This is a genomic window from Okeania sp. SIO2F4 (assembly GCF_010672385.1).
Taxonomy (GTDB): Bacteria; Cyanobacteriota; Cyanobacteriia; order Cyanobacteriales; family Microcoleaceae; genus Trichodesmium.
In genome coordinates, this window is the sequence record NZ_JAAHGT010000021.1 from 17,027 (window position 1) to 41,585 (window position 24,559).

The 24,559-nt window shown below is 37.3% G+C and carries 14 protein-coding genes; 2 read left to right on the forward strand and 12 right to left on the reverse strand.

All coding sequences use genetic code 11. The features are described from left to right. Positions 1–762 precede the first annotated feature (762 nt). The 6 genes from F6K22_RS02060 to F6K22_RS02085 all read right to left on the reverse strand — a co-directional run bounded on the left by F6K22_RS02060 (position 763) and on the right by F6K22_RS02085 (position 9,498). A complete protein-coding gene (locus F6K22_RS02060) occupies positions 763–4,092 on the reverse strand; it encodes a COG1470 family protein (protein WP_293092724.1) in 3,330 nt (1,109 codons plus the stop codon). Positions 4,093–4,121: 29 nt separating this feature from the next. Then, entirely contained in the window at positions 4,122–6,638 is a 2,517-nt protein-coding gene (locus tag F6K22_RS02065; RefSeq protein ID WP_293092726.1) for a WD40 repeat domain-containing protein, read from the reverse strand. Between the two features lie 118 nt (positions 6,639–6,756). Further along, positions 6,757–7,863 (reverse strand): RNA-guided endonuclease InsQ/TnpB family protein, encoded by a 1,107-nt coding sequence (locus tag F6K22_RS02070; RefSeq protein ID WP_293092728.1) that lies wholly within the window; start codon positions 7,861–7,863, stop codon positions 6,757–6,759. Positions 7,864–8,315: 452 nt separating this feature from the next. Next, entirely contained in the window at positions 8,316–8,606 is a 291-nt protein-coding gene (locus tag F6K22_RS02075; protein WP_293092729.1) for a hypothetical protein, read from the reverse strand. A gap of 15 nt (positions 8,607–8,621) precedes the next feature. Continuing rightward, a complete protein-coding gene (locus F6K22_RS02080) occupies positions 8,622–9,245 on the reverse strand; it encodes a hypothetical protein (RefSeq protein WP_293092731.1) in 624 nt (207 codons plus the stop codon). A 16-nt stretch (positions 9,246–9,261) separates the two neighbouring features. Continuing rightward, a complete protein-coding gene (locus F6K22_RS02085) occupies positions 9,262–9,498 on the reverse strand; it encodes a hypothetical protein (RefSeq protein WP_293092733.1) in 237 nt (78 codons plus the stop codon). A gap of 555 nt (positions 9,499–10,053) precedes the next feature. Between F6K22_RS02085 and F6K22_RS02090 the strand changes: the two genes are divergently transcribed. Further along, positions 10,054–10,329, forward strand: a complete 276-nt coding sequence (locus F6K22_RS02090) for a hypothetical protein (RefSeq protein WP_293092735.1) — start codon at positions 10,054–10,056, stop codon at positions 10,327–10,329. Positions 10,330–10,468: 139 nt separating this feature from the next. Next, complete coding sequence (locus F6K22_RS02095) at positions 10,469–10,921, forward strand: hypothetical protein (protein ID WP_293092737.1); 453 nt, start codon at positions 10,469–10,471, stop codon at positions 10,919–10,921. Positions 10,922–11,190: 269 nt separating this feature from the next. Here the strand turns inward: F6K22_RS02095 and F6K22_RS02100 are convergent, their stop codons facing one another. From F6K22_RS02100 to F6K22_RS02125, 6 genes are all read right to left on the reverse strand, one after another. Further along, the gene (locus F6K22_RS02100; protein WP_293092739.1) at positions 11,191–15,180 is read right to left on the reverse strand and encodes a bifunctional DNA primase/polymerase; all 3,990 of its coding nucleotides are present in this window, start codon (positions 15,178–15,180) and stop codon (positions 11,191–11,193) included. A 156-nt stretch (positions 15,181–15,336) separates the two neighbouring features. Next, positions 15,337–17,085: a DEAD/DEAH box helicase gene (locus F6K22_RS02105; protein ID WP_293092741.1), complete on the reverse strand. Its 1,749-nt coding sequence runs from the start codon at positions 17,083–17,085 to the stop codon at positions 15,337–15,339. Positions 17,086–17,149: 64 nt separating this feature from the next. Then, a complete protein-coding gene (locus tag F6K22_RS02110) occupies positions 17,150–18,232 on the reverse strand; it encodes a hypothetical protein (RefSeq protein WP_293092743.1) in 1,083 nt (360 codons plus the stop codon). A gap of 66 nt (positions 18,233–18,298) precedes the next feature. Continuing rightward, entirely contained in the window at positions 18,299–18,436 is a 138-nt protein-coding gene (locus tag F6K22_RS02115) for a four helix bundle protein (RefSeq protein ID WP_293092745.1), read from the reverse strand. Further along, a complete protein-coding gene (locus F6K22_RS02120) occupies positions 18,382–18,618 on the reverse strand; it encodes a four helix bundle protein (protein ID WP_293092747.1) in 237 nt (78 codons plus the stop codon). The genes F6K22_RS02115 and F6K22_RS02120 overlap by 55 nt, the downstream gene beginning before the upstream one ends. 42 nt (positions 18,619–18,660) lie before the next feature. Next, on the reverse strand, positions 18,661–24,552 hold the full coding sequence (locus F6K22_RS02125) for a DNA N-6-adenine-methyltransferase (protein ID WP_293092749.1): 5,892 nt from the start codon (positions 24,550–24,552) through the stop codon (positions 18,661–18,663). Between the last annotated feature and the right edge of the window lie 7 nt (positions 24,553–24,559).

Consider the following 24,559-nt stretch of genomic DNA (forward strand, 5'->3'; position numbering starts at 1 on the left):
TTAAAGTTTAAAGCCTCCCCTTTTAAGGGGATAAAAAGCGGTAGTTTGCGTTAGCGTTAGCGGAGATCCTCTGCAAGAGGCAGCTCCTCTGTTAGCGTAGCTCCTCCGAAGGAGGCAAGAGGCAGCTTTCCGTAGGATGGGATGGCGAGGTCTCCCGAAGAGTGCAGAGCCACTCCGCGCTCTGCCATATCCAATCCACCAAGAGAAGAAAAAATATTCCTGATGTCAATCCCAAAGCTTTCCTAGGTCATGGGGGAAAAGTAGCAATCGTACAGAAAACCACGCTAAGGCTGAAATGCTTGCTATTAATTAGTTATAGCCATCAGAATTTGTGAAGTTTTGTATATGAATGGGTGTACCAGTTAAACTGTAGTTTATTTGGTACAGAAATTTAGAACCATAAATCAAGGGTTTCAGACTTCTTTTCTCAGAGAGGTTTAATTGGTACAGCGATCGTAAATACCTTAACGGGGTTTTTTGCACAATTGCTACTCAACCCCCGTCATGCTGCGCAAACAGCTAGAGGTACTGATAACTAGACATCTCCAGAAAACAGGGAGCAGGGAGCAGAGAGCAGGGAGAGAGGATTGATAATTTCTGTAGGATAATTGATTTTATTTTTTCTAGGACTTACGCATAGACCATATATATAGAGTTAAAAAACTAAAACGTTATAGTTTTTTGCGCTATATGTAGTACCCATGCGTAAGTCCTGTTTTATTATTGGAGATATCTACTGATAAGTGAATAGAATGCCCATATTTAATCTGATTTCGGCGGAATTTCTATGGGTTCTAAAGAACCAGGTCGAGTTGGTACAGGTTGAACAACGTCTGATTCAGGTGTTTCCAATTCTCCCGTTTGTGGAAAGGAAAATTGACTCGGACTACTAGACTCACTCGAACTACTAGACTGATAAGTTTGAATCATAATAGAGCGACTTTCTTGTTCTCCTAAACTATTAGTAACTTGCAAAGTAATTGTTTCAGAAAATGGAGCTTGGCTAATCATATAAGTCATTGAACCTTCCTTTTCTACAACATCAGCAAGAGGTTGTAATTCAACTTGAATTCCTTCTCCACCTTCTACTTTCCATCCTAATTGAATAAATACGGGTGAACTAATGGCAATAGGTGGATAATTTACAACAGGTTGAGTAATCAATTGATCGTTAACTTTAAATTCAATCTTTATTGGTGTTGGCGTTACTTTAACTGGGGGTGAAATTTTGGTAAATTTGACATTTTCTTCTGCTTTTTTAGAAATAACTTCAAGCTGAAATGTATGTTCTCCAGGGGGAAAGTTTTTTATTGGCACATCTCTACAAATTAGTAGATAGTCAACCGCTTGAGAAATTGAACAAAATGAGCTAACTTGACTGGGATATTGATATCTTTGAACCTCTTGACTAGAACCATTTTGATCTTGAGCTGTGATAATGAATAATTTAATTTGGTTAGGATTTTGAATTACCCAATTTAATTTTATCGGCTCTTTTTGAGCTTCTTCATAAACCTCTTTTGATACTGTAAATTGCTTAATTTCAGGTAAAGGTTCTGGTTGAACAACGATAGTATTCTGTAATGCTTGAGAGTCTGAGGGTTCTTTCTGGTTTGATAAAGAGTAAACCGCTACTTTGAATGTATGATTACCGGGTTCAATCAAGCTAGTATTTAAGCTCCACTGACAGCTTAAATTTTCCGGGTTATTTGCAACTTTACAATCTAACTTACCCAAAAGATTTCTGGTATCTTTTTGCAGAATTTGAGCGTTTTCTAAATCTTGAATATAAGAATAAGAAGCAGCTTTTGTAACTTGATTACTATCCTGAGTAATAATTTCAAATTGAGTTAATTGACTCCGATTTTTAATATCAAATTGCAGAATAATTGGTTCTTTTTTGGCTTCTTCATAAACCGCTTTTGATGCTGTAAATTGTTCAATTTCAGGTAAAGGTGCCGGCTGCACAACAATAGTATTCTGTAATGCTTGAGAATCTGAAGCTTCTTTCAGGTTTGATAAAGAGTAAACTGCTACTTTGAATGTATAATTTCCAGGTTCAATCAAGCCAGTATTTAAGCTCCACTTACAACTTAAATTTTCTGATTTATCTCCAACCTCACAAACCAAGTCACCCCAAAGATTTTTGGTATCTTTCGGTTGAATTTGACCATTTTTTAGAATATAAGAAGCAGCTCTGGTAACTCGATCGCCATCTTGAGTAATAATTTCAATTTGATTTAATTGACTCTGATTTGTAATATCAAATTGCAGAATGATTTCTTCTTGTTGAATTCTTGAATAAGTTGATTTAGAAGAAGCTATCTTATTAATTTGAGATAATATAGGTTGAGGTTTAGGAGTGACTTCAATTGTATCAGTTTTACTAGAATCAGAAGACTTTTTTGATGAACGTTTTCTAAATAATTGATCGATAGATTTGGGAAAAGCTTCTATCTCAAAAATATATTTATCAGGAGGAAGAGGAGTAAGAGTCAGAGTACACTCAAGAGCGCATTGACTCTTGTTCTGAGCTTCAATTTTGCATTCTTTTTGATTCTGGCTATCATTTTCAGTATTTGATGAAGGCTTTCTAAATAGCTTATCAATAGTTTTTTTAAACAGATTACTATGGCTATCTTCAATCAATTTACATTCATGATTTTTATTAACTAATTCTGGTAAATTAAGTTTTTCATTGTCAAATAAATAGCTTTTCAAGTCACTACTTCCTTGACTATCAATCCTAGTAAAAACAATTTTTTCTAACTCTTGAGGATGACGAATTTCCCAATTAATTTTAATCGGTACACCTTCTTGATATTTTGATAATTTATTAATTGTGCTAAACTGGTTAATCTTAGGTAGAGGTGGCATTTTGAAGAAATTCCACCAAATTGCTAATGCTGTTCCCGCTAAAAGACTTAATACCAATAAAATCAATAGCCATAAATGCCACCAAGGACTTTTATCCCAAACTAAAATTCCTTCTAGCGAGGGTTCCTCTAACGGTAAGTTTTGAACATCCTCTAACTCAACATCAAAGGGAAGTTCCAAAGGTGGTCTGGGAATTAAACGTCGCCATCGCCAACCTTTCCGTTCAACTTGTAAATTAATGGTCTTACTTTTACTCGGAAAAATTCGCACATCTGACTGCGGTGAGAGAACATAATTCCAAAGCTTTTCTTGCTGTATAAAGTTTGTCGCTAAAATCAGATCGCGTCTCGTATTCCCTTCGTTAGTTAATTTAATATCAAAATCAGCTTTACCTTCTTTGACTTTATTTTTAGTTGGTTGAAGTGTACATTGCAAATTATATTCTGGTAAAATTAATAAATAAAAGACTCGAATAATAAGCTGAGACTCATTATTTTTTGAAATAAGTTGAATAGTGGGAAAGTAATTTCCAGCAGGAGTATATTTAGGTGGATGCAATATTAACTGAATCTCTCCTGGGGGGTCTTCTGGATTGAGTTCAAGTCCGTCTGTCTCGCGAATTAATCCGGGTAGATTTGTATTAACTTCAGGATAACGAACATCATACCAATCTTCGTCTAGATCGGGACAAATAATATAAAATCGATCCACTAATTTAGAGCGATTTTTTATTTGAATTGGAATTTCTACTTTTTCTCCAGCTTGAAGTTCATGGGGTTTATTTGGATTAGTAGAAGGAAGGATAAATTCAGGTTCATAGTCTGACTCTGTTTCCCGTTCTAAACGAACTCGAAGTTGTTGAGGACGACGAAAAACTTGATCGGGATATTGTTCGGGTGCTTCAGCAAATACGGTGTAGTGGTAAGTTCCTGGTGACGCTTGCTGGGGAACTTCAAATTGAATCTCAATTGATTGAGACTCCTCTGGTTTCAGTCGGAGACGATTATTAATCGACGATCGCTCGTCTATAATTGTACACCATCTTTCTATCGGCTTTGAACGAGAATCGTTTGCTTTGATCCAAAGAACAATATTTAATTCTTGGCTATCAGAATTGGTAACTTTTAAGCGATATTTCTCGGTTAAACCTCGTAAAATCTTGAGGCTTTTTTGAGACTCTTCCTGTATAAAAATGGGTGTTCGGGTTGATTGCATCCTGAATATCTCCAGTTAAATTAGACTCACTACCGAGGTTTTCGTTCATTCATACAGTCTTCATTTTTAATCTTAATTTTTTTGATATTTACATAATGATTTTCTCCATCAAATGTCAGGCGAATTTCTTCCTTAAAAGTTTTAATATCGACGCTATTGAGTCTGGTGTCTGGAAATTGAGCTACAACTTTTCCCTTTGTGGTAAGTAGTTCTCCATTGGGATTGAGTGACCATAACATAACTCGTCCATCATCTCCAGTACTCGCAAGATAGCAGCCATTTTGACTTAATGCAACTGTCCGAACGGGTTGACCTTTATGGCCATCATTCCACTGTTCTAGACGAGCTGCTGAACAATTCAGAGTCTCACCTCTTCCTGGCGACTGTTCAATACATTGACGAATTTTATCAAGGTTCCACAACGTAATATATCCCTCTGTGTCTGCACTAGCTAATAGATTTGGGAAGCTAGTATTATTAATTTCTTCATGAGTTGCTAGATTGGTAATATAATTATATTGGTTAATCAATTTATTGCTTTTATCTTCCCAATTGTAGGGAAAGTAATACAACTTATTACGATTCTTATTTTTACTCCCTTCTGCTTTTAAACAAGTATCCTCACTACCGTATTCAGAATAATAGTAATAATAATAATAACAGTAGTATTCCATCTCATTTTTATCTTTATAAAGTGGATTCCAATTTTCCCATGTTTCCCAATTTTCCCAAATTGCTAACTTGTTATACTGACCTGCAAAAAAGACTAATCGAGGTTGATTTCGGCGTTCGCTGATGGCTAGAGTTAGTAATGCAAAGGGTTGTTTAAAAATTAATTCTCGACCAATTCTCTGGTTATCTTCATAGAGTTCATAGGTTTCGGCAAGAGGTTCAAGTCCAGACTGTTTTTTTTGCTTACGAGTTGGTATATTTGATGAATTCAAGCCAGAATCAATTGCCTCTAAATCCCAGACTCGTACCATTCCACTGCCATGTGCACTTAATAAATAACGAGAATCTTTAGTAAACTCTAAGCCAAAAACACGGTCATTTTTATTTTCTTTAAGATAAAGGGTTCCTTGAATTTGTTGATTCGTAACATTCCAAAGATTAATTTCTCCAGTCTCTAAACCGGCTGCAACTTGTTGATTATCTTCCGGCAAAAAACGAACAACACGCACTGCTTTTTCATTGTTATCAGTAATGACTTGTGGAGGTTCAAGTTGATTTCCCTCCACTTGCCAATAGCGAATACTCCGATCGCTCGAACCACTAATTACGGTATTAGCTTTACCGTCAAAAGCAACAGAATTCACTGGCTCGGTATGATGATTTTTTGGTGTGAGTAACCACCACAATGCTCCAAACAAAAGCATTAGCAGTAAGGCTAATAATTGCAACCAAAATGGAATAATAGGCTTAACATCTAGAGTAATTGTTTGAGCTTCAGGCTTGATAAATACTGAGGTATTACTTTCACTATCTTGATTTAATAAATAAGGTTTCAGGTTGAATTGAAGTTTATTTCCCATCCCCAACCAAGACCGAACTTGACTCACTTTCAATTTTTGTATAGCTGATTCTTCTGGATAGATTGTATAAAAATTAAACCCAGTATAAAGATAGCGAGATTGCTGCTCGTCATATTCGACAAAGAGTTCTTGTTCTTGTCCTTGCTCAGACAAAATAGTAAGATGATGAGGTTGTTTAGTTCTTTCAAAGATATCAAAATTAATATCTTGAATCATGTTACTATAATTATCGAGTTGAATTTCATAATTGACGCTGTTGTTCCATCGAATTCCCGATAAAACCTGCTCAGTAGGATCGCATTCCCAATTGATAATTCCCTTCGGTAAAACTTCAAGCTTTCCCGAAACTTCGGGTTCAGGTTGAATCATTCTATCCGTTTGAGCCATGATTTTAAAGCTGTAAATTCCACTCAAGGCTTTCCCTTCTTCAGGTGGTTTACACTCAAAAGTCACAAATTGGGGTTCACCTGGATTAAGTTCTGTAATTTGTTTTTTGGTTCCATCAATTATCCAGTTTGGATCGAGCTTCTCTTCTCCTTGAAACGTCAAATTTACTGCCATTACATCGTGACTATAATTTGAGACCTTAACAGGAATTTCAATAATTTCGCCAGGATATCCTTGAACTTTAGGATGGAGAATCTCTAATTCTAGAGGTTTTATGGGTGCTTCCAGCTTTAAAGTCAGTGTTTCTGTAGCGAAAAGTTGTGGATTTTCTACGGCAATTGCTCTAACGGTTAATTTTAATTCATTTTCATAACCAGAACGAGGAGAACGATGAATATTGACTGTAAATTCAGTTGTTGCACCAGGAGGTTTCTTGGTAGCAACTTCAGGCTTTGTGCTGTACCATTTTATCTGGGATTCTGGATCGAGTCCAGGTATCATTATATCTAGATAAAAACTATAAAAATCTTGGCTGTAGTTTGTGACAGAAGCTTTGAAATAACCAGGTGAACCAGGCTGAAATTTAATATATTCCGATTCAAGTTCTAATCTAACAAAATCTATCATATTATTGTAAATAAGGTTGATTTAAAACTTTTTCGCACTAAGAGCAATTATGATAACTGCTTCATAAAACTGATATAAAACGTCACATAGGGTGATATTTTAATGTTTACTTCCTGCTTCAATCGGAACTGTCGGCAGCACTCCGTCCACAGGCATTGACGGTCAAGCCGACCGCATCCCTCAAATTAAGACTGGCATTCAGATCGCGGTCTATGGATATGCCACATTCAGGGCAATCAAAAGTTCTCACATTTAATGGCATATCCTGAACATGACCGCAGTTTGAGCAAGTCTTTGATGATGGAAAAAATCTATCCACAACTACTAGGTTAGAGCCGTACCACTCACACTTGTACTCAAGTTGTCGCCTGAACTCATAAAATCCTTGATCGGCTATAGACTTAGCTAGCTTATGGTTAGCCAACATACCCCGAACATTCAAATCTTCAATTGACACAATGCTGTGGTTTTTAGCTAGATAAGTTGTCAATTTATGAAGCACGTCTTTACGGATATTAGCTACCTTTATGTGTACCTTGGCAATTTTAAGCTGCGCCTTTTTCCAGTTAGTAGAACCAATCTTTTTATTTCGGTTAAGGTATTGTAAATTAGAGAGCTTGTTTTCAAATTTCTTGTAAGATTTAGCACCTTCAAAAACCACTTCTGTGCTAATGGTGGCTAAATTTTTCACACCTAAATCAACACCTACGACTTCAGTAGTCTTTGGAGTTGAAGCCGGAGTAAATTCATAGCTGCAACTTAAGTACCAATCGCCTGCGTGTCTACTAATGGTTATTTTTTGAGTAGTTGCCTCAATCGGTTCATAAGTTTTTACAATACCAATAAGAGGTAATTTATGACACCAACCATTTAGTTCTATTGGTTTTCCACAATTATCTATTGTGAAAGAATCAGACCTACCTTTCTTCTTAAACTTTGGATGTTTACCTAACCCTTGAAAAAACCTCTTAAATGCTTCACCCAAGTTTCGGAAAGCGTACTGATAAACTCTAGACGACAAGTTTTTCATCCAAGGATAAAGTGGTTTTGTGTGGTTGGTAAAAACTTCTCTAAGCTTACGGACATTGGGCTTATAACCATCAATATATGTAGCATTCCATAAACTTAAACCCCAGTTATAACACCAGCGTGAATAGCCAGCGTGTTGAGCCATCAGAGTTTTCTGCTTATTATTAAGTTTCAGCTTTGTTCTAATGGATTTCATCTATGGGTGAGTGCAACCTGTCTAAAAGTATGCTTTTTTTGCGTATTATATCGTTTTTCTTTGATTAAGTCAATTCTCTCTACTGAAAGCGTTGACTAGATTTCTACTTTGTAGCTTTCTGGTTTACCATCTGTTTACCATCTCAAATGATGTCAGACTACCTCTGTTCTTAAAAGAGGTATTGTATTCAAAACAAATTTTTACCTTGTACTTAGGCTTGGAGTTGGACTTACTCATCTCTAACTTGTGCGGATTTTTTGTGCCATACCCTGCTATTTCTAGCCTATTTTCATCTTTTAGATACTGGTGGCGAAATATTACTTAACATTTGAGAAAACAAAAAAGCCCAATTCTGTACCTTGGCTAATTCCTCTGCCCAATTTCAAGTAAAACTCCAAAGCTCCGCCCTCCCCACTCCCAAAGTGGGGCCAAACACTGGCCCTATTCTTAACCTAACCTGCTACCCCATCAGGTGGCGGCCCTAAAGCCAACCGCAACTCCTCAAAAAACTCCACAGGCATAACCCCCAACAACCCACTCAACAAACCAATAAGCGTATCAACAAACAAAAAATCCAGAATTTTCCGTCCAAAAATCTTAACTACCACCACCACTTCACTTGCTAATTCCTCCACCGTAATCAAACTATCCTTAAAATCCTGCAACAGAGCAGGTATCCCAATCTCTAAAATAGTCACAGCATCCTCAAACCAAAGATCCACAAGAGTTTCACTGCTGTGCATTTTGTTATTATCTAATTAAGTTAGTGCAGGCAAACGACCTTCAACCCTCTGATATTGCCTAGTTAACAGCCAAGTTTGACTAGCTTCGTAGGTATCGCCAGCAAAAGATAGTTGGTAATTTTCAGAGGGATTATAAACATAGCTTTGACCTGAAGTATTGGTGATTAAAATTAACACTTGAGGGGGGAAAGCAGTGCGGTCTATCCACAGTTCGGTAAACTGTAAATTGAGAGCCTTATTTGCCTGAATTTCTACTTCTGGTAAATCTTCGACTTGTTGGAAACGTTGTCGCAACACCGTTAATATAGTTTCATCGCTGCTTTCTACATCGTAAGCACTGCTATCTACGGCGCGAACGATTATATTTGGCTCCGGTGCGTTGTATGGGTAGCCTACGAATGTGCCGTCGATGACTTGGGTGATGTTGCTGGCTATTTGTAACAGGGTTTCTCCAGAGACTCGAGTTTGGGTATCAGCTAGTTGGTGGAGGCTATCGCTATCGGTTCCCAGACATTCAATATCTGATATTTCCCATTCTGTGCTGGCAAGTTTGTGGCCGAGTAATTGGAGAATATCGGCGAGATTAACTGCTAGGGTGTTGTTATTCGGTTTGCGATCGCTTATGGTGATTCCGCGCATATTTTCTCCTTTGATTCTAGTCTGGTTGTTCTAAGAGTTCGGCTGCGCCTCTGACAAAGCCAGAAGTAGTACCTATCTTGGGGTCGTTGATGTAGAAACGGTGTTGATGTGGAGGTCTGGGATGTCCGGGGCGCATCCTGCCAGTACGGGGAAAGGTGGGAGTGGTGAAGTCAATGTCGCGCACCGGATGGTTGCTTGCATCATATTCCCGTCTTTGATAAATTCTGTTATTAATTGTATCCCACCGCAGCACTGAATGAGGACCTATTGCGTTGGTGTCTGGTCCTGAAATTCTGGAGGGTCGAGCGCTTTTGTCAAGTGGGGTTCCATCTGCATAGAGGAGCGTAAAATTCTGGTTGTGAGGGCATCAAGCATTAGAAAGTTTTTAGATTGAAGATTGATTTTTTAATTGTATCATAAATTGGCAGATATACACAGCTAAATTATTAACAATTAAAGCATTAATAATTATCTGCAATAATCTGCTTTTTTTCATGGTTATTTTGATTATTAATTTCAGGTATTTACTGTTGATAATTCAGGTATTTATAGTACAATATCTAATATATGTAGAAAAGGAAAATTTTGACAAATGGGTAATAAAGCAAATCGCATTCAAAAAAAGAATAAAAGGCGGGAGAAAAATAAAACATCTGGTATCAATAAGAGGATATCCAGCATTGAAGCTCACTAACAGATAGTATCAATTCAACAATCATTATCACAAATTGAACAACTGTTAAAAGAAGAAGTCAACAATCTTGAATCTGAAGATAGTGCTTTTAATAGTTTAATTTGTGTGGCATATTTGCACAAAGCAATTGAACTGGCCAACAACCTGAGAAAAAATGGGTATCACAAAATAATAAATCCAGAAATACAAACCAAGACTAAATCTTGTATAGAATTATTGGAAAGAATAACTGATGATAATGATGATGATAAATTAGTAGAAATAGCACCATTACCTAAAAAAAGGGAAACTGCTGAAACATTACCTACGAAACACAATATATATGGATATTCCCAACCTGACTATTCGGCCTGGAATTTAGACCCATCGTCATCTTTAGTTATGGCATAGCTACGCCCTCCACACTCTTAAAGTGGGGTCATTTTTCCTGTTTTTTTTGATTAATTTTCTATAAATTAACAACAATATTTTTCATCAAGATTAGTTGGGTTTGGATAGTGCAAAAACAAGATTTTAAGGAGGATAAATTATGGGCAAACAAGCAAAGTTGAGAGCGGGTAGGCGGGTAGAGAATAATTTTACTAATTTTACCCCGTTTTTAAATTTTGATGTAGAAACCCTAGAATACGTCAACAATAAATATTCAAATGTAAGTTTTAATTCCTTAACTCTAGACTGGGAACCTCATATTTTTTTTATGTGTCATGTAGTATTTCCAACAAATACTAAAAGTACAGGATTAATGTTTTTTGGGTTTAAAGATACTATTGATAAATATGAATACCAAGCTGTTATATTTTGGCCTAATCATATGAAGAAAGATCAAACTAAATATAAAATGTTGGTTGAATTAGGTATGAAAAAATATGATTCACTTTTGTATAAAGCTATTTATAGCGATATAGAAAAATTACCTGAAATAGATAGGATTTCCATCCACAACATTTTTTTTAAATTTACAGAAGTCAAGAATAAAAGTTGACCAACTGCTTCTATTGACATCCTCCCGACGCGACTGTGACCGGAGAGCGCGGGTCTCCTACCAACATTGAAGTAGCAGTCAGCACTCAGCTTGCCTCCTGCGTCGTAGCTACGCTAACAGAGGAGCTATCCTACGGAATGCTCCGCATTCCGGACTGAAAAGCTAATAGCTAGTTGAGATGATTAATGTACGGCATCGTACAGTGAAAGCACAGCAAAGCTAGCTACCACCATAGGTAGCTTGAAAAAATTTGGGCAGTGCGTGTCTGATTAAGTCGGCGTTGGTATCGGTATCGGTTCCGGTGGTGCCAACGCCTGCTCAAAAATTTCCTGATACTCCAGAGGCAAATACGGTATCAACCCCAGGATAAATCCCAAAATAGTATCAAGTGATACATAATTCAAGAGATTCAGATTATATTCATCCTTAAAAATGTCCAGAGTTGAGATGACTTCGGCAGGGATAGACTCAGAGTTGAGAAGTTCCTGCACCTCTATAGGAAAATAAGTCTCTACTGCCCACCTAAAATCCTCTGGTAACGCATCAATAGCAGTTTTAGAATTATTCCACTTCCTATAAAATATATTATTTAGGAACTGGAATAATTTCACAGCGCGTTTATAACCTCCTAAATTCTTGAATATCTTACTAACCCATCCTTGGGTACACTCCATCTCCTGAGCTATTTTATCCTGAGTTACTTTCTGTCCAAAACGTACTAACTTCATACCAAGCTCAATGGCCATCTTAGTATCAAGGTCCCGTCGGGTTGCAGCTTCAGGACATAAATCATAAGACATCATTTTATTGATTTGACACCCAGGAAACTTATCTTTAAGCTGATGTGTAAGTTTTTCCGAGTAATCCCCCAGCAGATAAACTGCCTTCTGCTTATGAGGTTGTAAATGCGCTCTGAGACGACCGACTAACTGTAATTTTTCACTATCCACAGAATGCTGAATATAGTCTTTAAACTTCTCAGTAGGATTAGCAGGATTAGCATATAATCCTGTCAAAGTTCTAAATTCAGCAGCCATAGCACCTAGATTAGCCGTAGGGTTGCCTATAGCAATGATTACATCATAGTCCTGAAGTTCATTAGTCCCTCGATTATGTACCCACCAATAACCAAAATAATCAATACCAGGGATATCCTTATAATTAGACAGTTGTCCCATAAAATCAATCAAAGCTATTTTGGCCTTTTTACCAAGCTGTGCTGCAAAAGCTCTTGAATCCGCTATAATTTTTTCTACACCTTTGATTAATCGTTTTGGTAAGCTAGCTTCACTCAATCCCTTTTCTCTTTGTTCCTTACTATCTCGTTGCGCCCCACAAATGCCAAAACCATCTACTAGATTAACTATTAAATTAGTAGCAGCGGGTGTAGCGACCTTATATTCCAAGATATCTTCTGCATCAATACCCATTCTCATTGCTATATCTTCAGTCCGTGCTGTAGCATCCTTATAGATAATACTTTGAGCATTGGAAAGACTTCGCTTAATGTGATTATTTGACTGAGTTATATAAAACCCATAGCTTTTAGCTTGGATATATCCCCTATCTCCAGTCAAAATCTCCAATAGTGGAGACAAAAAGTTTAATTTACACTTTTCATCAACCCGTTTCTGTTGAACTTCCCAAGGCAAATTATCATCCTCAATCAAATTTTCTAAATCAGGTTTATATACTTCTTTGAGGATTTTGACCACATCTTTTAGAGTAGGACTTACATTAACAATTCTGATATCCTTATCCTCAATTTGCCGAACTTCTCCCCAAACATTAGTATCAGTTTTGGTTGAAAATTCTACAGCGGTTAAATTCCACAAAGCATGGTTAATTAATTTTTCTATCCATGACCCTTTAATAATTTTTAATTGAAGTACATCACTGGAATTAACTATGCCTGATTTAGCCTCTAAAAATAATGCTTTTTCATGCTCTGTAATTATGCCGTGATGACAATATAAATTAGCTAATTTATCAAAGATAAAATCAACAAATTCATAATGATTCAATCCATTTTTCTTAAATTTAGTCGAATTATCTATGAATAACATCATTTCCTTCATTACTTGAATTAAAGGAGATAGAGCGCGTTTAATTGCATCACCATAATGTAGACCATCTACTTGATGTTCTATCAGCTTAGTTCCTAATTCATAGAAAGCTTCATTTAATGATTTACTACCTACAAATATATCCTTTGTAGATTTAAGAATTGAACCCGCTTCGTCTATTACCGCAATATCTTTTTGAGATAGGGTAGATAGCTGTTGAGGATGAGAGCGGATAAATGATTCGTTTTCCTTGGTTTTCCATCGCCCAATAAGTAGGGGGCAAGCTAATTTACCTTCTGAGTTTAACAAGTTTGGACAACCTTGGCATCCTGCAGCAACAAGACCCCCAAATAGAGTCATGTTTTTAAATTCGGGGAAATATCTAAATATTTCTTCTCTAATACAGGATGCTTCTATAGTAGGCTCCTCCTTACCTTTAGGTCGGCGGATATGGGGATATCCCAAAGGTGTTTGCTTGGCAGTATCTTCAACTAAACCACTGTGACGGGCGGGTAAAACAACTGAATTACTTTCAATACTTTCTGTAGTAGGGTTACGAGGGTCGTCACAGATGTAGTAGAGAGTAGGGTCGTCTTCTGATTTTTGTGCATGGGGATTGATTCCCAAATAAGGTGGTAAATTACCTGTATCATGGCTTTTACCAGTGCCAGTACCACTAAGGTCTAACAAATTTTTGATACCACGTTTGACCATAACAGCTTCAAAAATATTTCTCTTTCCTGGAGGAACTACATAAGCAGGTCTACCTTGAAATATCCAATCTTCAAAGTTGGATGGTAAATTCCAGGAATTAACATCATCTCCTAATACGATTTGTTTTTTACCCAATATTAGAGGCGGTTCCAATTTAACTATTGTTGTAGTAGTTTCTGCTAACCTCTGTGTTTCAGTTTCTTTAAGTTTAGCAATACGTTGTTTTTCTAATGGGTGTAGTTCATATTTTTCAGGCAGTACCCCGTGTTTACGCAAATACTTATACGCAGGACGGGCCACTTTTTTCTCAAGAGTTTTGGCTAGACTGATGACTGTATTTTTTAGCTGTCGTGGGAATTTGTGTAATTGGTTGTACTCTTTTTCAGATATTAACTTTGACTTATATTGCTCATACTGCTGTTGCCACTCTGGTAAATTCACACCAGCATCAGCAGCTAACTCTTTGACGAGCGCTATAAAGTCTTTTCCTTTAGGTGTACCGTGACCGCCATTAACAAAATGACGATATTGTACCGCGTGGCCACCTTCTTGACAACCATGACAATACCAAGAGTTATCAGCCGGGTTAACCTGGAATGATGTACCAGATGTACCGCCGTGCTGAGGACAGAAACCTACTATTTTCTTACCATGCCGTTTGAAGTTGTGGCCGTTCCAATTATAGATATCTTCAGTATCTAACTTTGGTAAAATATCCAGTTCTAAAATATCTGCTAGACTCTCAGCAGTTGATAGGGATGGGTAAGCTTGTCTATCTGCTCTCCTTTCCTCTAAATACTGTGCCCTCTCGGCTTTTTTCGCTTCAGCTTCTCTAGCAGCTTTGGCCTCCTTGTCTGCCAACTCTAAGAGTAAATCTAATATTTCCGGCGGGGCGTATGCTATTTCTGTATCTTCTGGAGAATTTACCCAAACATATTTACCAGTTGTGGGGTGATAACTAGGAGGTAAAACAGACTGGCAATAGTTATAACGAAGTTCTAAAAGCTCGTCTGGGCTTGCTTTTAAATCTCCCCAATTTCTAATTACGGAACGGGTGAAAGATTTTAAATTTTCCCTATACTCTGGTGGTATTTGAAATGCTATTTGATATCTTCCAGTTTTACCGGATGACCAACTTACAGTCTTAGGTAGTTCGGGACAAATAGCTTTCAGGATGGGTTCTGCTGAGGGTCCATCTACATCTATTGCTAATAAACCGCCGGATATTTCTCCACATCTCACTCCAAAGCCAGAATCATAAGCTGTGTATGGTTTTCCGGTTTTTTGACTGATTAACTGTTGGCCTTTGGTGATATAAGTGGCGATCGCTTCTCTACTAACTGGTTGTTCATGTTGCCAGTTTGAGCGGTAGGGACGTTTGTCGCGCACTGGTGTTAAGGCCAAGTGGTCGGGGATGGTTTTTAATCCTTTGGCTATTTCGGCGGAGCGTGGGTGGCGGTTAAATATTTTCCAATCCATTTATACCACCTCCTTTGTTGTTGCTAGGGTGGTCAGAATATTTGAGGGTTGGGGTTGGCAATCAGTTGTTAATAGTGCTATAATCATGGTGTTGAAAATTTTGTATCTACGGGGTTTTGGCTCCGTAGGTTTACTTTTTTTGGGGTTACTTGAGAGCTATTCCATTGAATATTCCTCGCCAAAAATCATTCTCATGTGGTGGTTAACCCATCCTATAGCCTGTCTGTCGGCTACCATCAGACGAATTAAATATTGTCGATATGCAATCTTGTCTGCTAGGGTAGGTTTCTGACCAAATATGGCATCGCGCATCCATTTGTAGGGAGGCCATTGTTTGTATTGACTGTAGTATTGATTATCTGCCCAAACAGGCTTTAAACCGCGATGATAAGCTTCTTTGAGAAGTTCGTGGTAATGTTGATATTGCTTAACTTTATCTGCTGTGCAACGTAGGAGTTTAAATTCTTTGGTAGGTAAAAGTTTAGGTGTGACTGGATACTCGTAACCGCAACAACCACACAATGCGTCAAAATTGCGATTAATTGCACTACACTTTGGACAAATTTTAGTAGGAGCTTGACCAAGGGGTGTTTTGTCTGACTTGCCCAGGGTAAATGATTTTAAATCTTCAACAAAACCAAATCTTCTTACTATCCCTGCTTGGTCTAAAATTAAGCAGTCGTATTTGCCTGGGGAAATTCTTAAACCACGTCCTATTTGTTGCCATGCCTTAGCTTTAGACTTGGAGGGGCGACAGAGGAGTACGCATGAAATGGCAGGAATGTCAAACCCTTCTCCCAATGCTTCACAACTGGCAACTACTTTGATTTGTCCTGACTGTAGTTGGGAGTAGATAATCTCCCTTGCGAGTGTAGGCATTGTGCCATCTACACTTGCAGCTTGGACTCCTGCTTGGTTAAATGCAGTGGCAATAGCTTTTGCATGAGCTATGTTTACGGCAAATGCGATAGTTAAACGGTTATTAGCTAGTCGTTTCCATTCTTTGACTATAGTGTTGATAACTTCGGGGGTGTTACAGCGTATACCTAAGTCAGAGTTGTTAAAGTCTCCTGCTACTGTTCGTACTCCTTTGAGGTCAATACCGTCAACGCTGTAGTAGACTGGGGGTGCTAAGTATCCTTTGAGAATTAGTTCTCCTGGAGTGGGAGCTGCTATGAGGGTGTCGAATAAATCAGACATTGCTTCCCTTTTTGATAGTCTCCAGGGGGTGGCGGTGAGACCGATGAATATAGGACTGTCTGCCTTCTGCTGTTGGCCTTCCTCTAGTGGGCTAGGTGTTTGAGCTATTGTGGGTATGAAAGGTGAGGGTAAAATATCTCCATTCCTTCTGCATTCTGCATTCTGCATTCTGCATTCTTCAAGTTGCTTCTGTATAACTTTGTTCCAGGCAGTTTGATGTGCTTCGTCTATAAATATGATGTCTGGAGTAAACCAGTTGATTTTCCGACGACTGAGAGTTTGTGCGCTGGCAATTTGAACTGGAGCGTTACGGTTTTCAGAGTAACCTCCGGCGATGACTCCGCATTCGATACCGAAGTCATTGAATTTTTTGATGGTTTGTTTGATTAAAACGTCTCTATGAACTATGAATAATATGGTTTTGCCACTTGAATATTCTCTATAGATGAAGTCACCAGCAATGACTGTTTTACCAGCTCCTGTGGGGGCGACAATTAGTATCCGGCGGTGGTTTTTGTTGATGCGTTTGTACAGCTCAGAGATGACTTGAATTTGGTAGTCTCTGAGGTTAGGGATGTTAGCAGGTTCTATAATGAGGGGTAAAGATAATTGTTTATCTTTTTCTACTCTTTCGCTCTGCTGCTGTGGCAATGGTTGTTGCAGCAGTTTTCTCTTTGTTTTGGATGCTATTTTTGCACAAGTCATAAGTTTTAAGTGGTAAAAAAATTGTATTGTTTGCAGTGATTAGGGTTGGGGCGCGACGAAAACACTATGTAGGGGGTCGTGTGGAGTTTTCCCCTTTGATTATTTCTAATATTTGGCGGTGTGGAAGTTTAGCGGCGATCGCACGTTCTACTACACAGACTTTTTTCTGAGGACATCCGACTGAGGAAACTACTGCTTTACCCTTTTTGTACAAAGGTTTACCGTTTTTCCCCTTCTTATGCCAGCAGTAGTTCCAATACCAATGTTTATGATCGTTAGCCGAACGTTGGCTTTCTTTGACACGGGGATATTCAACAAGTCCAGTCTTTGTTTCGGTCAATTTTGTGTATTTATGAAGCCAGCCACTCCCTCCAACTGGTTTGTTTGAAAATTTTTCTATTGAGTAGTCTGTAGAAACCCTAGACTCCTGATTGAGTATAGTTTGTGGAGGTTGAGTTTTTTCACAATTAATTGGACTATCAGATAATTGGCCAACAGATGTGGATTTGTTGTTTTTTCTACTGTCTTCTACTGGTTTGTTTGAAAATTTTTCTACTGAGTACTCAGTAGAAACCCTATACTCTTGATGGGGTTTGGTTTCTATAGGTTGAGCTTTTTCACAATTAATTGGACTATCAGATAATTGGCCAACAGATGTGGATTTGTTGTTTTTTCTACTGTCTTCTGCTGATTTGTGTGGAAATTTTTCTACTGAGTAGTCTGTAGAAACCCTGGACTCCTGATTGAGTATGGTTTGTGGAGTTTCAGATTTGATCTGGTTTTGTTGGCCTTCTTGAATAAAGCCAGGGATTTTTGATTGATTGAGGCATTCAATGTCTTCTGCTGGTTTGGACTGATTTTTTTCGTCTGAGTAATCAGTCGAACCGCTATAGTCCTTATGAGGTTTTGGTTGAATGACTTGAGAGTTTTGATGATTTTCCTGGCCCCCTTTAAGCAAGTCTGAAAGTTCCTCTAGAGTAAGGCTAAAGGGATGGGTTGTTATGTGGCCTTCCGGTAGATGCTCGTCATCGAAAAAGGTGTTATAAGATTTGGTGACGCTATCACTCATACATTGCTGTGATTGTGTGTCTTTTGTGTTGTTAGAATTGTTGTCTACGTTGGTAGTATTAATAAAATGTGGATTCATTTTGCACTCCTGTTAATAATTAACAATTAATAATTAATTGTTGGTTGTTGATTTAATTATTGCAGTCTAGATTTTTATGATTTCAATACAGTCTTGATTAATTGATTCAAAACCTTTTTTATTAATGTAATCGGCTTCATGTAATAGCTCTAGCCAATATTGCGTTTCGTTAGCTTCTTTGATAGCGATACGCAGTTTATGCACAAAGTCAGCAAGGCTTTCCGCATATTCAGATCACGGATTAAAGCACCAATTGCTGTACCACTCCGAAGTATTTGTTTTGATAAAACATACTCTTTTTTATCCTGGTTTTGATATTGTGATAACTTAACTATTTGTAATGCAAAAGTGAAGGATTTGTTTTTAATTACATTATTTTTTTCCATGATTTTAAATTCCTAATTATTAATTATTAATTATTAATTGTTTCAGAAGGGTATTAACTCCTCTTCTGTTTCTGTCTGTTCAGCGTGTTGGGAAATAAAGTCTTCCCAACACGCTGTTGCTGCTTTTTCAATGGTGTCGTAGTATGGTCCGAAAACGTTGGTACTGACGTACCATTTACCAAAACCAGCTTTGTTCTTGCTTTTATTGCAAATATGGATTTTTCCACATTTTTGTGTTCCGTTCCAGACTATATAAGTCTCACTCCGGTTATAAATAGAGCTATCTTTGACCCAATGTAGTCCTTCGGAATGTTCGTAACTATCAGTGTTTGACTCTTCTGTAGTTGTGGATGCCTTAAACTCATCAGAAGTTTGACTATCAGTAGTATCATTGATAGCAGCATTATTCAATATGTCTTGCCAAGTGATAGTGTCATTGTTTTTGTGGCTGTCTTTAATTGTCTGCTCCCAAACGCTATGGTCAACATAATCATTGATATCAACGCCTTGACCAGCTTCCAAGTCAGAACAGAGTTGATCTACGTCGATACCAAATAGTTCTTTCATGTTTGACTTCAACTTGACAGTAGGGAACAGTGTGAAAGTTTTGCCATCTCTAGTTTGCATCAAACATGGGTAGAGGTTTTTATCTCCACGGTAAAACCAAAGTGTGGTTCCAGAGCGTTTAGTACGGATGTTGTCAAAAGCATTAAATACAGCAGCCAGTTTGTCTAACAAGTCTACTGGGGAATGTTCAGTGCTCTTTGTGTCTGCGTCGTTGTTTAATTGATTTGAGTCTGGCAGTTTTCCATTGCTCTTGCCAGGAATAGACTTTTTTGTGTGTTCTGAAGTTTGAGTATTTGTTACAACTGGTTTAGGGTGATAGAGTTGATAAGGAATATTCTCTGCTACTAAAAATGCTTCTAAGTCGCAGTCATATTTAGCTAATTCGCCAATTAATTTCTGTTCTATTTCTAGTTCATCGTCTTGGTTGTGATGTATGCTTCCTACATTTGTTCCGTAATGAGTTACAGTTAAATCTACCTCATCGTGGCTTGCCTTAAAGTCTTCTAATAACTCAATTTCAGTTTTAATTAAATTAAGCCATGTTTGGTCATCGTACTCATCAAAAAAGTATGAAGCAATATTTTCAATTATTTCTGTGTCACCTTTAGTAGTGGTATTATTTTCAGGCTGTTTACGATAATTTTCTATCTGAAGTTGTTTACCATTGACTACATCTAGAATAAGTGCTTTTATATCTAACTCGTATCGTTCCATGAGTAATTTTTCTAAGCTAATATCGCTCACTAAACCTTTATGGGGGTCTGTAAATATACGACCTAAAATTTCATCTTTTAAAGATATATGCAGGGTTATTTTAGGTATGCCTAAACTTCGTTCAAATTGAAATTTATCTATCATGGATAATTGTTTTTTTACTTTGTTAATTAGCTGTTCTTCTAAGCTGGTTTGAGTCTTTTTATGTTGTGATAATGATGATTTTTGGTATTCCTTATCAGGAATAAATTCAAACCGAATTACCCATACTATTTGTTGGTTATCGCCCTCAAAAAATTTCCCAATAAATTGTTGTTTTGATAGTTCGGGAAAACCTTCTGCTGCTAATTCTGAAGATGGCATATCTACCAATTTCTCTTGGTAAGGTTTATGGGTGAGGCGGATGTAACCAACTCGCTTACCACCAACGTGATAACCTTTTGTCAGTGCAGGATAAAGAAATTTTCCTGGTCTGGCATTCCAGTCATCAATGAAGCGTTGGGCGTAGTTATCTTTCCAAAACCGTCGTGTGACTGTTTTGTTGCCTGAAAGTAGTTCAGTTAGGGTTTTGCCAAAACTTATTGCTTTGCCATTGATGGTTAGGTTTTGTTCATTGATACTTAGAGTTGTTCCTGTTTCCTGCTCCTGTGATGGGATTTGGTCAACTTTTAGTACAGTTCTACTTTCAACAGTAGGTTCATCACCATTGCTTTCAGTTTGGTTATCAGTAGTGTCATTAGCATTGTTTACTGTATCAATTATCCTCTCTGTATCTGCTAGTTCCTCTGTGTTTAACTGAGTATTTGCGACTGTGGATAACCTTTGAGTGCTTGCAGCTACTATCAAACTACTAAAGTCAAGTGATGTCATACTTTCAGCGGTTGGTTCATCACTGTCTAAGTTGTCTGAACTGATTGCTGATACTTGACTACTCCCTAACTTGGTTAAGGGTTGAGCTGAAACATACCTTAGTAAGTTGATGTTTATGTGTTCGATACCGTTATCCCCAAGTACTCCAGAGTCTAGCCATTGAATAGTCGCTATTTCTCCTGAGACTGACTGCAAAATGCCTCGGCGTTCACGTCCTTTTTCCCAAATGGGTGCAACAACACATCCTCGTGGTTTGAGAGCGTTATTATTGCTGCCAATATATGCGAATGGATCTACATCACAGCTTGGATGTTTTGAGTTATAATGTATAGATTTTATTAATCCTTTGATGTCTATTCCGTAGGATGTTATTAGGTGAGAAACTAATTTTGATTCTGCTGATAATTTACCTTGATTTATTGTCACAAAACCAAGTTGAAAATGACCTTGGTAAAAAGCTATTTGAGAGCAATTTTTATCTAGTTGCAAGTCAGTTTTGTAAGAGTTTATTGCTGTTTCTAAGGTGTCTAAATGTTTTGTGTTTAACTCAGCCTCAATTCCACTATTATTGTTGGGGTTATTGGGAGTAGATGGTGGTGTTTTAGAACCTCCATTATTATCTGGATTATCTTCATCATTTTCTATTGTTTGTTCAATTAATTCTTTACGTTGTTGGCGTAGAGTTTCTAGCAATTGATTCCAGGCTGGACTAAAGTCTACTAATTCATTGAGTAGATTATTTGCAGTTTTAAAGTCTTCTTCATTCCAGTTATCCCAGTTTTCTTTGGTCAGTAATTCTTTGATAGTTTGGTTTGTAATAATGTAGTTGTCTGTTTCAATTTCGGTTTCACCTTTGACAATATCAGTGGTTAATTGATTGAGGAGGATTGAGTATTGATTCAAGAATTTATCAACCAAATTTTCATCTAATATGATTTCGGGTTCTGAATCTGGATTATTGACTGTAACGGAGCCTAAGTAGTTTTCTAGCCATTCTATGCCGTTGTATATTTTAAAAATTCTTCCTTGACGGATGATGACTAATCGAAATTTATTTTTAAATTTATTAGAGAGAGAATGAAGTGCGTTATGAAGAGTGTCTAGATGGTCGAATTCTTCATCTAAACTGCCTATCCCCAAGAGGTAGTTATTAATTAATCCTTCATCTATTATTTCTTTATTGTTGATATCTTGTATCAATTCATCTATATTGATACTGTATGCTTCTTTGAGTAGTTGTTTTTCTCTTTCTGGTAGTTCTAATATTTCGTTATCTTTATAAAAAACTGTGCCAAATAGTTCTTTACCTCTTTGAATATATGCTGTAGATGAGTCATTTCTGACTATGGTTAAGTCAGTTTTGTAACTATTAATAATTTCGATAAATATTTCAAAATAATCAGTTGTATTAGTTGATTCAAACCACCATTTTGCTCTTTCTAGGGCAGATTTTATGTCTTTGGCATTATTGGAAAATTCGGTTCCGTGACTGATTATGAAGGGAGTGTTACTGTAATTATGCAGTTCAGTGATTTTAACCCAATCACTGTTGTTATTGTCTGAAGAGTAGATTAATACTTGACTATCACCTACGGTTTCTATTACCCAATTTTCTAATAGTAAGGGGGTAATTTTTTCTGTGAGTGTTAATGTTTTTTCTACTTCTACTGGTTCAGATTCTACGCCTGATTCAATTTTATTACTGCTATTTTTGTTAGGATTAGGAGGATTTATGGATGGTTTTGTTACACTTTTTCGTTGTTCAAACCAACAGTAAATTAAATCTATGGCTGTCTCAATGTCTTGGTAGTGTATGGTATAGAGTAATTCTTGGTTATGTCTAATATAAATGTCTCCAATTGTAGAATTACATAATTCGACATGATTGTTTTGGTGGTTTTTTTCTTTAATAATTACTTGGTTAAATAAATGTTCTTCAAGTATCCATGTTGGGGGTAAGTATTGTTCAATTTTCTTGAAGAATGTTAATGTTTCTTGAGTCTTTTTTTTGTGCGTTACTTCTCCATATTTATTGAAGACTTGGCTAAATTTATCTACGTTTTCTCCCCAATAAACTAGACAATGTGACTGTCTTGCTGGTGATTTTGGTTTGTAGTTGCTGTCTAGGAATTTAATGCGCCCTTTCCAGAAACAGATGGGTTGACTCCACAGTGGCTCAAACCATTTGGTGTCTGTTGATGCTGTTAGTAAGGCGATCGCTTCTGTGACGTTACTACTATCAATTTCTGAAATTAGTTTCTCTATCCATTTACCAGGACAGCTATAGGGTGGGTTGAGGAATACTTTCCCGTGCCATACACAACTGAGTCCGTCTTCTGTTATGGTTTTGTGGTATTTTGCTGGTATGTGTTTTTTGTCGTCGGCACAGGGATCTAAGTCAATTGTTCCGAGGACTTCTTCTATTAATTCAACTATTTGTGGTGGTGTGTACCAACAGTCGGATGATTTGGAGGTGGTTTGAGTAGGGTTAGACTCACTAGCATTTTCTATCCTAGTGTCAAAGGTAGTTGCTATTTTGTCTATTTCTTCTTCGTTAGAATATGGTGATTCTTCTGTTGCTAAACCTTTCAATACTTGGGTAAAGGTGGCAGCATCACCGGAACAGTAGACTTGATTTTTGCCAGGGGCGATAAACCACCAACTATTGTTTTGATAACCTACTTCTGCTATTTTTTGGTCTTTGATATAGAAGAAACCAAAACTGGTAATATTGTCACTGGGGTATTGACAGAATTTACCTCCTATTTCAGTTGCAGCATTATGGAGTTCTTGCTTGAGACCACCATTTTCTTTGTTTGATGGATTATTTTTAGTATTTTTCCACACTGCATCTATGAATTTTTGAGTGGTGGAATTAGTGTTTTTACTCCATTTTTTGGCGGTTTCTGATTTTTTGAGTCTGATTTCATAATCATCTTCTTTGACATCATAGAACACTTTAAAATATCTGTGTTCGTTATCTAGAATTACTTCGCCACTGGATGAGTCGTACCAGGTTATAGTAGGGTTGTTGTTATTACCTGCACTGGAAATCTTACTTATGTTTAAGGTAGAGGGAGCAGTATCGGAAATTTCAACCATGTCTGAGGTAGGGGGTGTCGGTACGTCTCCAGATTTTTCTATATGTGTAGAGTCGGTTTCGGCGTTGTTGTCGGAAGTAGTGTCGTTGTTGTTTTCTTCTTGTAAGGTTAGAATTATTATTCCAAGGTCTCCATCTGTTTCCTGTAAACTCCATTGATATAATTTTTCTTTTAATTCAATTGTTCCTGTAAAGTTGTTAGTTAATTGTGTGATTCTGGTGACTTCTGTCTCTGTTAGTGCCATTTCCCAAGTGGAGTCTGTTTCGTTGTATTTCCAACCTTTTGGGAAGGTTGAGGTTAGTTCAGTGATGATTTCTTTGATTGTTATTGTGGGAGTTGGGTTGTTTTCGGGTTGTGGTTTTTCTATGGTTTGGTGGTTGTGTTTTTTTTGTCCGTCAGTAATTTCAATTACTCTTGATTTTGATGGTGGGGGTAATGCTAGTCCTAGTTGAGAGGCTATCGCCTTTTTGTACTCTGGATACTCAGCAAGTATTGGTAGTAGGGTATCTAATGCTCTGGAGATTTTGGTTGGTATTGACTGTAGTTCTTTTAGTTGAGATTTCTTTTGTTCTAACAGAGTTGTGAGAATGCTGATGCTGTCTTTTTTCTCTTTCTCTAACTGGCTTGTGAGAATGCTGATGAGGTCTTTTTCTTGTTGTTTGATAGCAGATGTGTTCATCATGTCTTTT

Bases quoted from the DNA above. Each gene is read 5' to 3' on its own strand.
- F6K22_RS02060 (WP_293092724.1), bottom strand. From the start codon at position 4,092: ATGCAATCAACCCGAACACCCATTTTTATACAGGAAGAGTCTCAAAAA.
- F6K22_RS02065 (WP_293092726.1), bottom strand. From the start codon at position 6,638: ATGATAGATTTTGTTAGATTAGAACTTGAATCGGAATATATTAAATTT.
- F6K22_RS02070 (WP_293092728.1), bottom strand. From the start codon at position 7,863: ATGAAATCCATTAGAACAAAGCTGAAACTTAATAATAAGCAGAAAACT.
- F6K22_RS02075 (WP_293092729.1), bottom strand. From the start codon at position 8,606: ATGCACAGCAGTGAAACTCTTGTGGATCTTTGGTTTGAGGATGCTGTG.
- F6K22_RS02080 (WP_293092731.1), bottom strand. From the start codon at position 9,245: ATGCGCGGAATCACCATAAGCGATCGCAAACCGAATAACAACACCCTA.
- F6K22_RS02095 (WP_293092737.1), top strand. From the start codon at position 10,469: ATGGGCAAACAAGCAAAGTTGAGAGCGGGTAGGCGGGTAGAGAATAAT.
- F6K22_RS02100 (WP_293092739.1), bottom strand. From the start codon at position 15,180: ATGGATTGGAAAATATTTAACCGCCACCCACGCTCCGCCGAAATAGCC.
- F6K22_RS02105 (WP_293092741.1), bottom strand. From the start codon at position 17,085: ATGACTTGTGCAAAAATAGCATCCAAAACAAAGAGAAAACTGCTGCAA.
- F6K22_RS02110 (WP_293092743.1), bottom strand. From the start codon at position 18,232: ATGAATCCACATTTTATTAATACTACCAACGTAGACAACAATTCTAAC.
- F6K22_RS02120 (WP_293092747.1), bottom strand. From the start codon at position 18,618: ATGGAAAAAAATAATGTAATTAAAAACAAATCCTTCACTTTTGCATTA.
- F6K22_RS02125 (WP_293092749.1), bottom strand. From the start codon at position 24,552: ATGATGAACACATCTGCTATCAAACAACAAGAAAAAGACCTCATCAGC.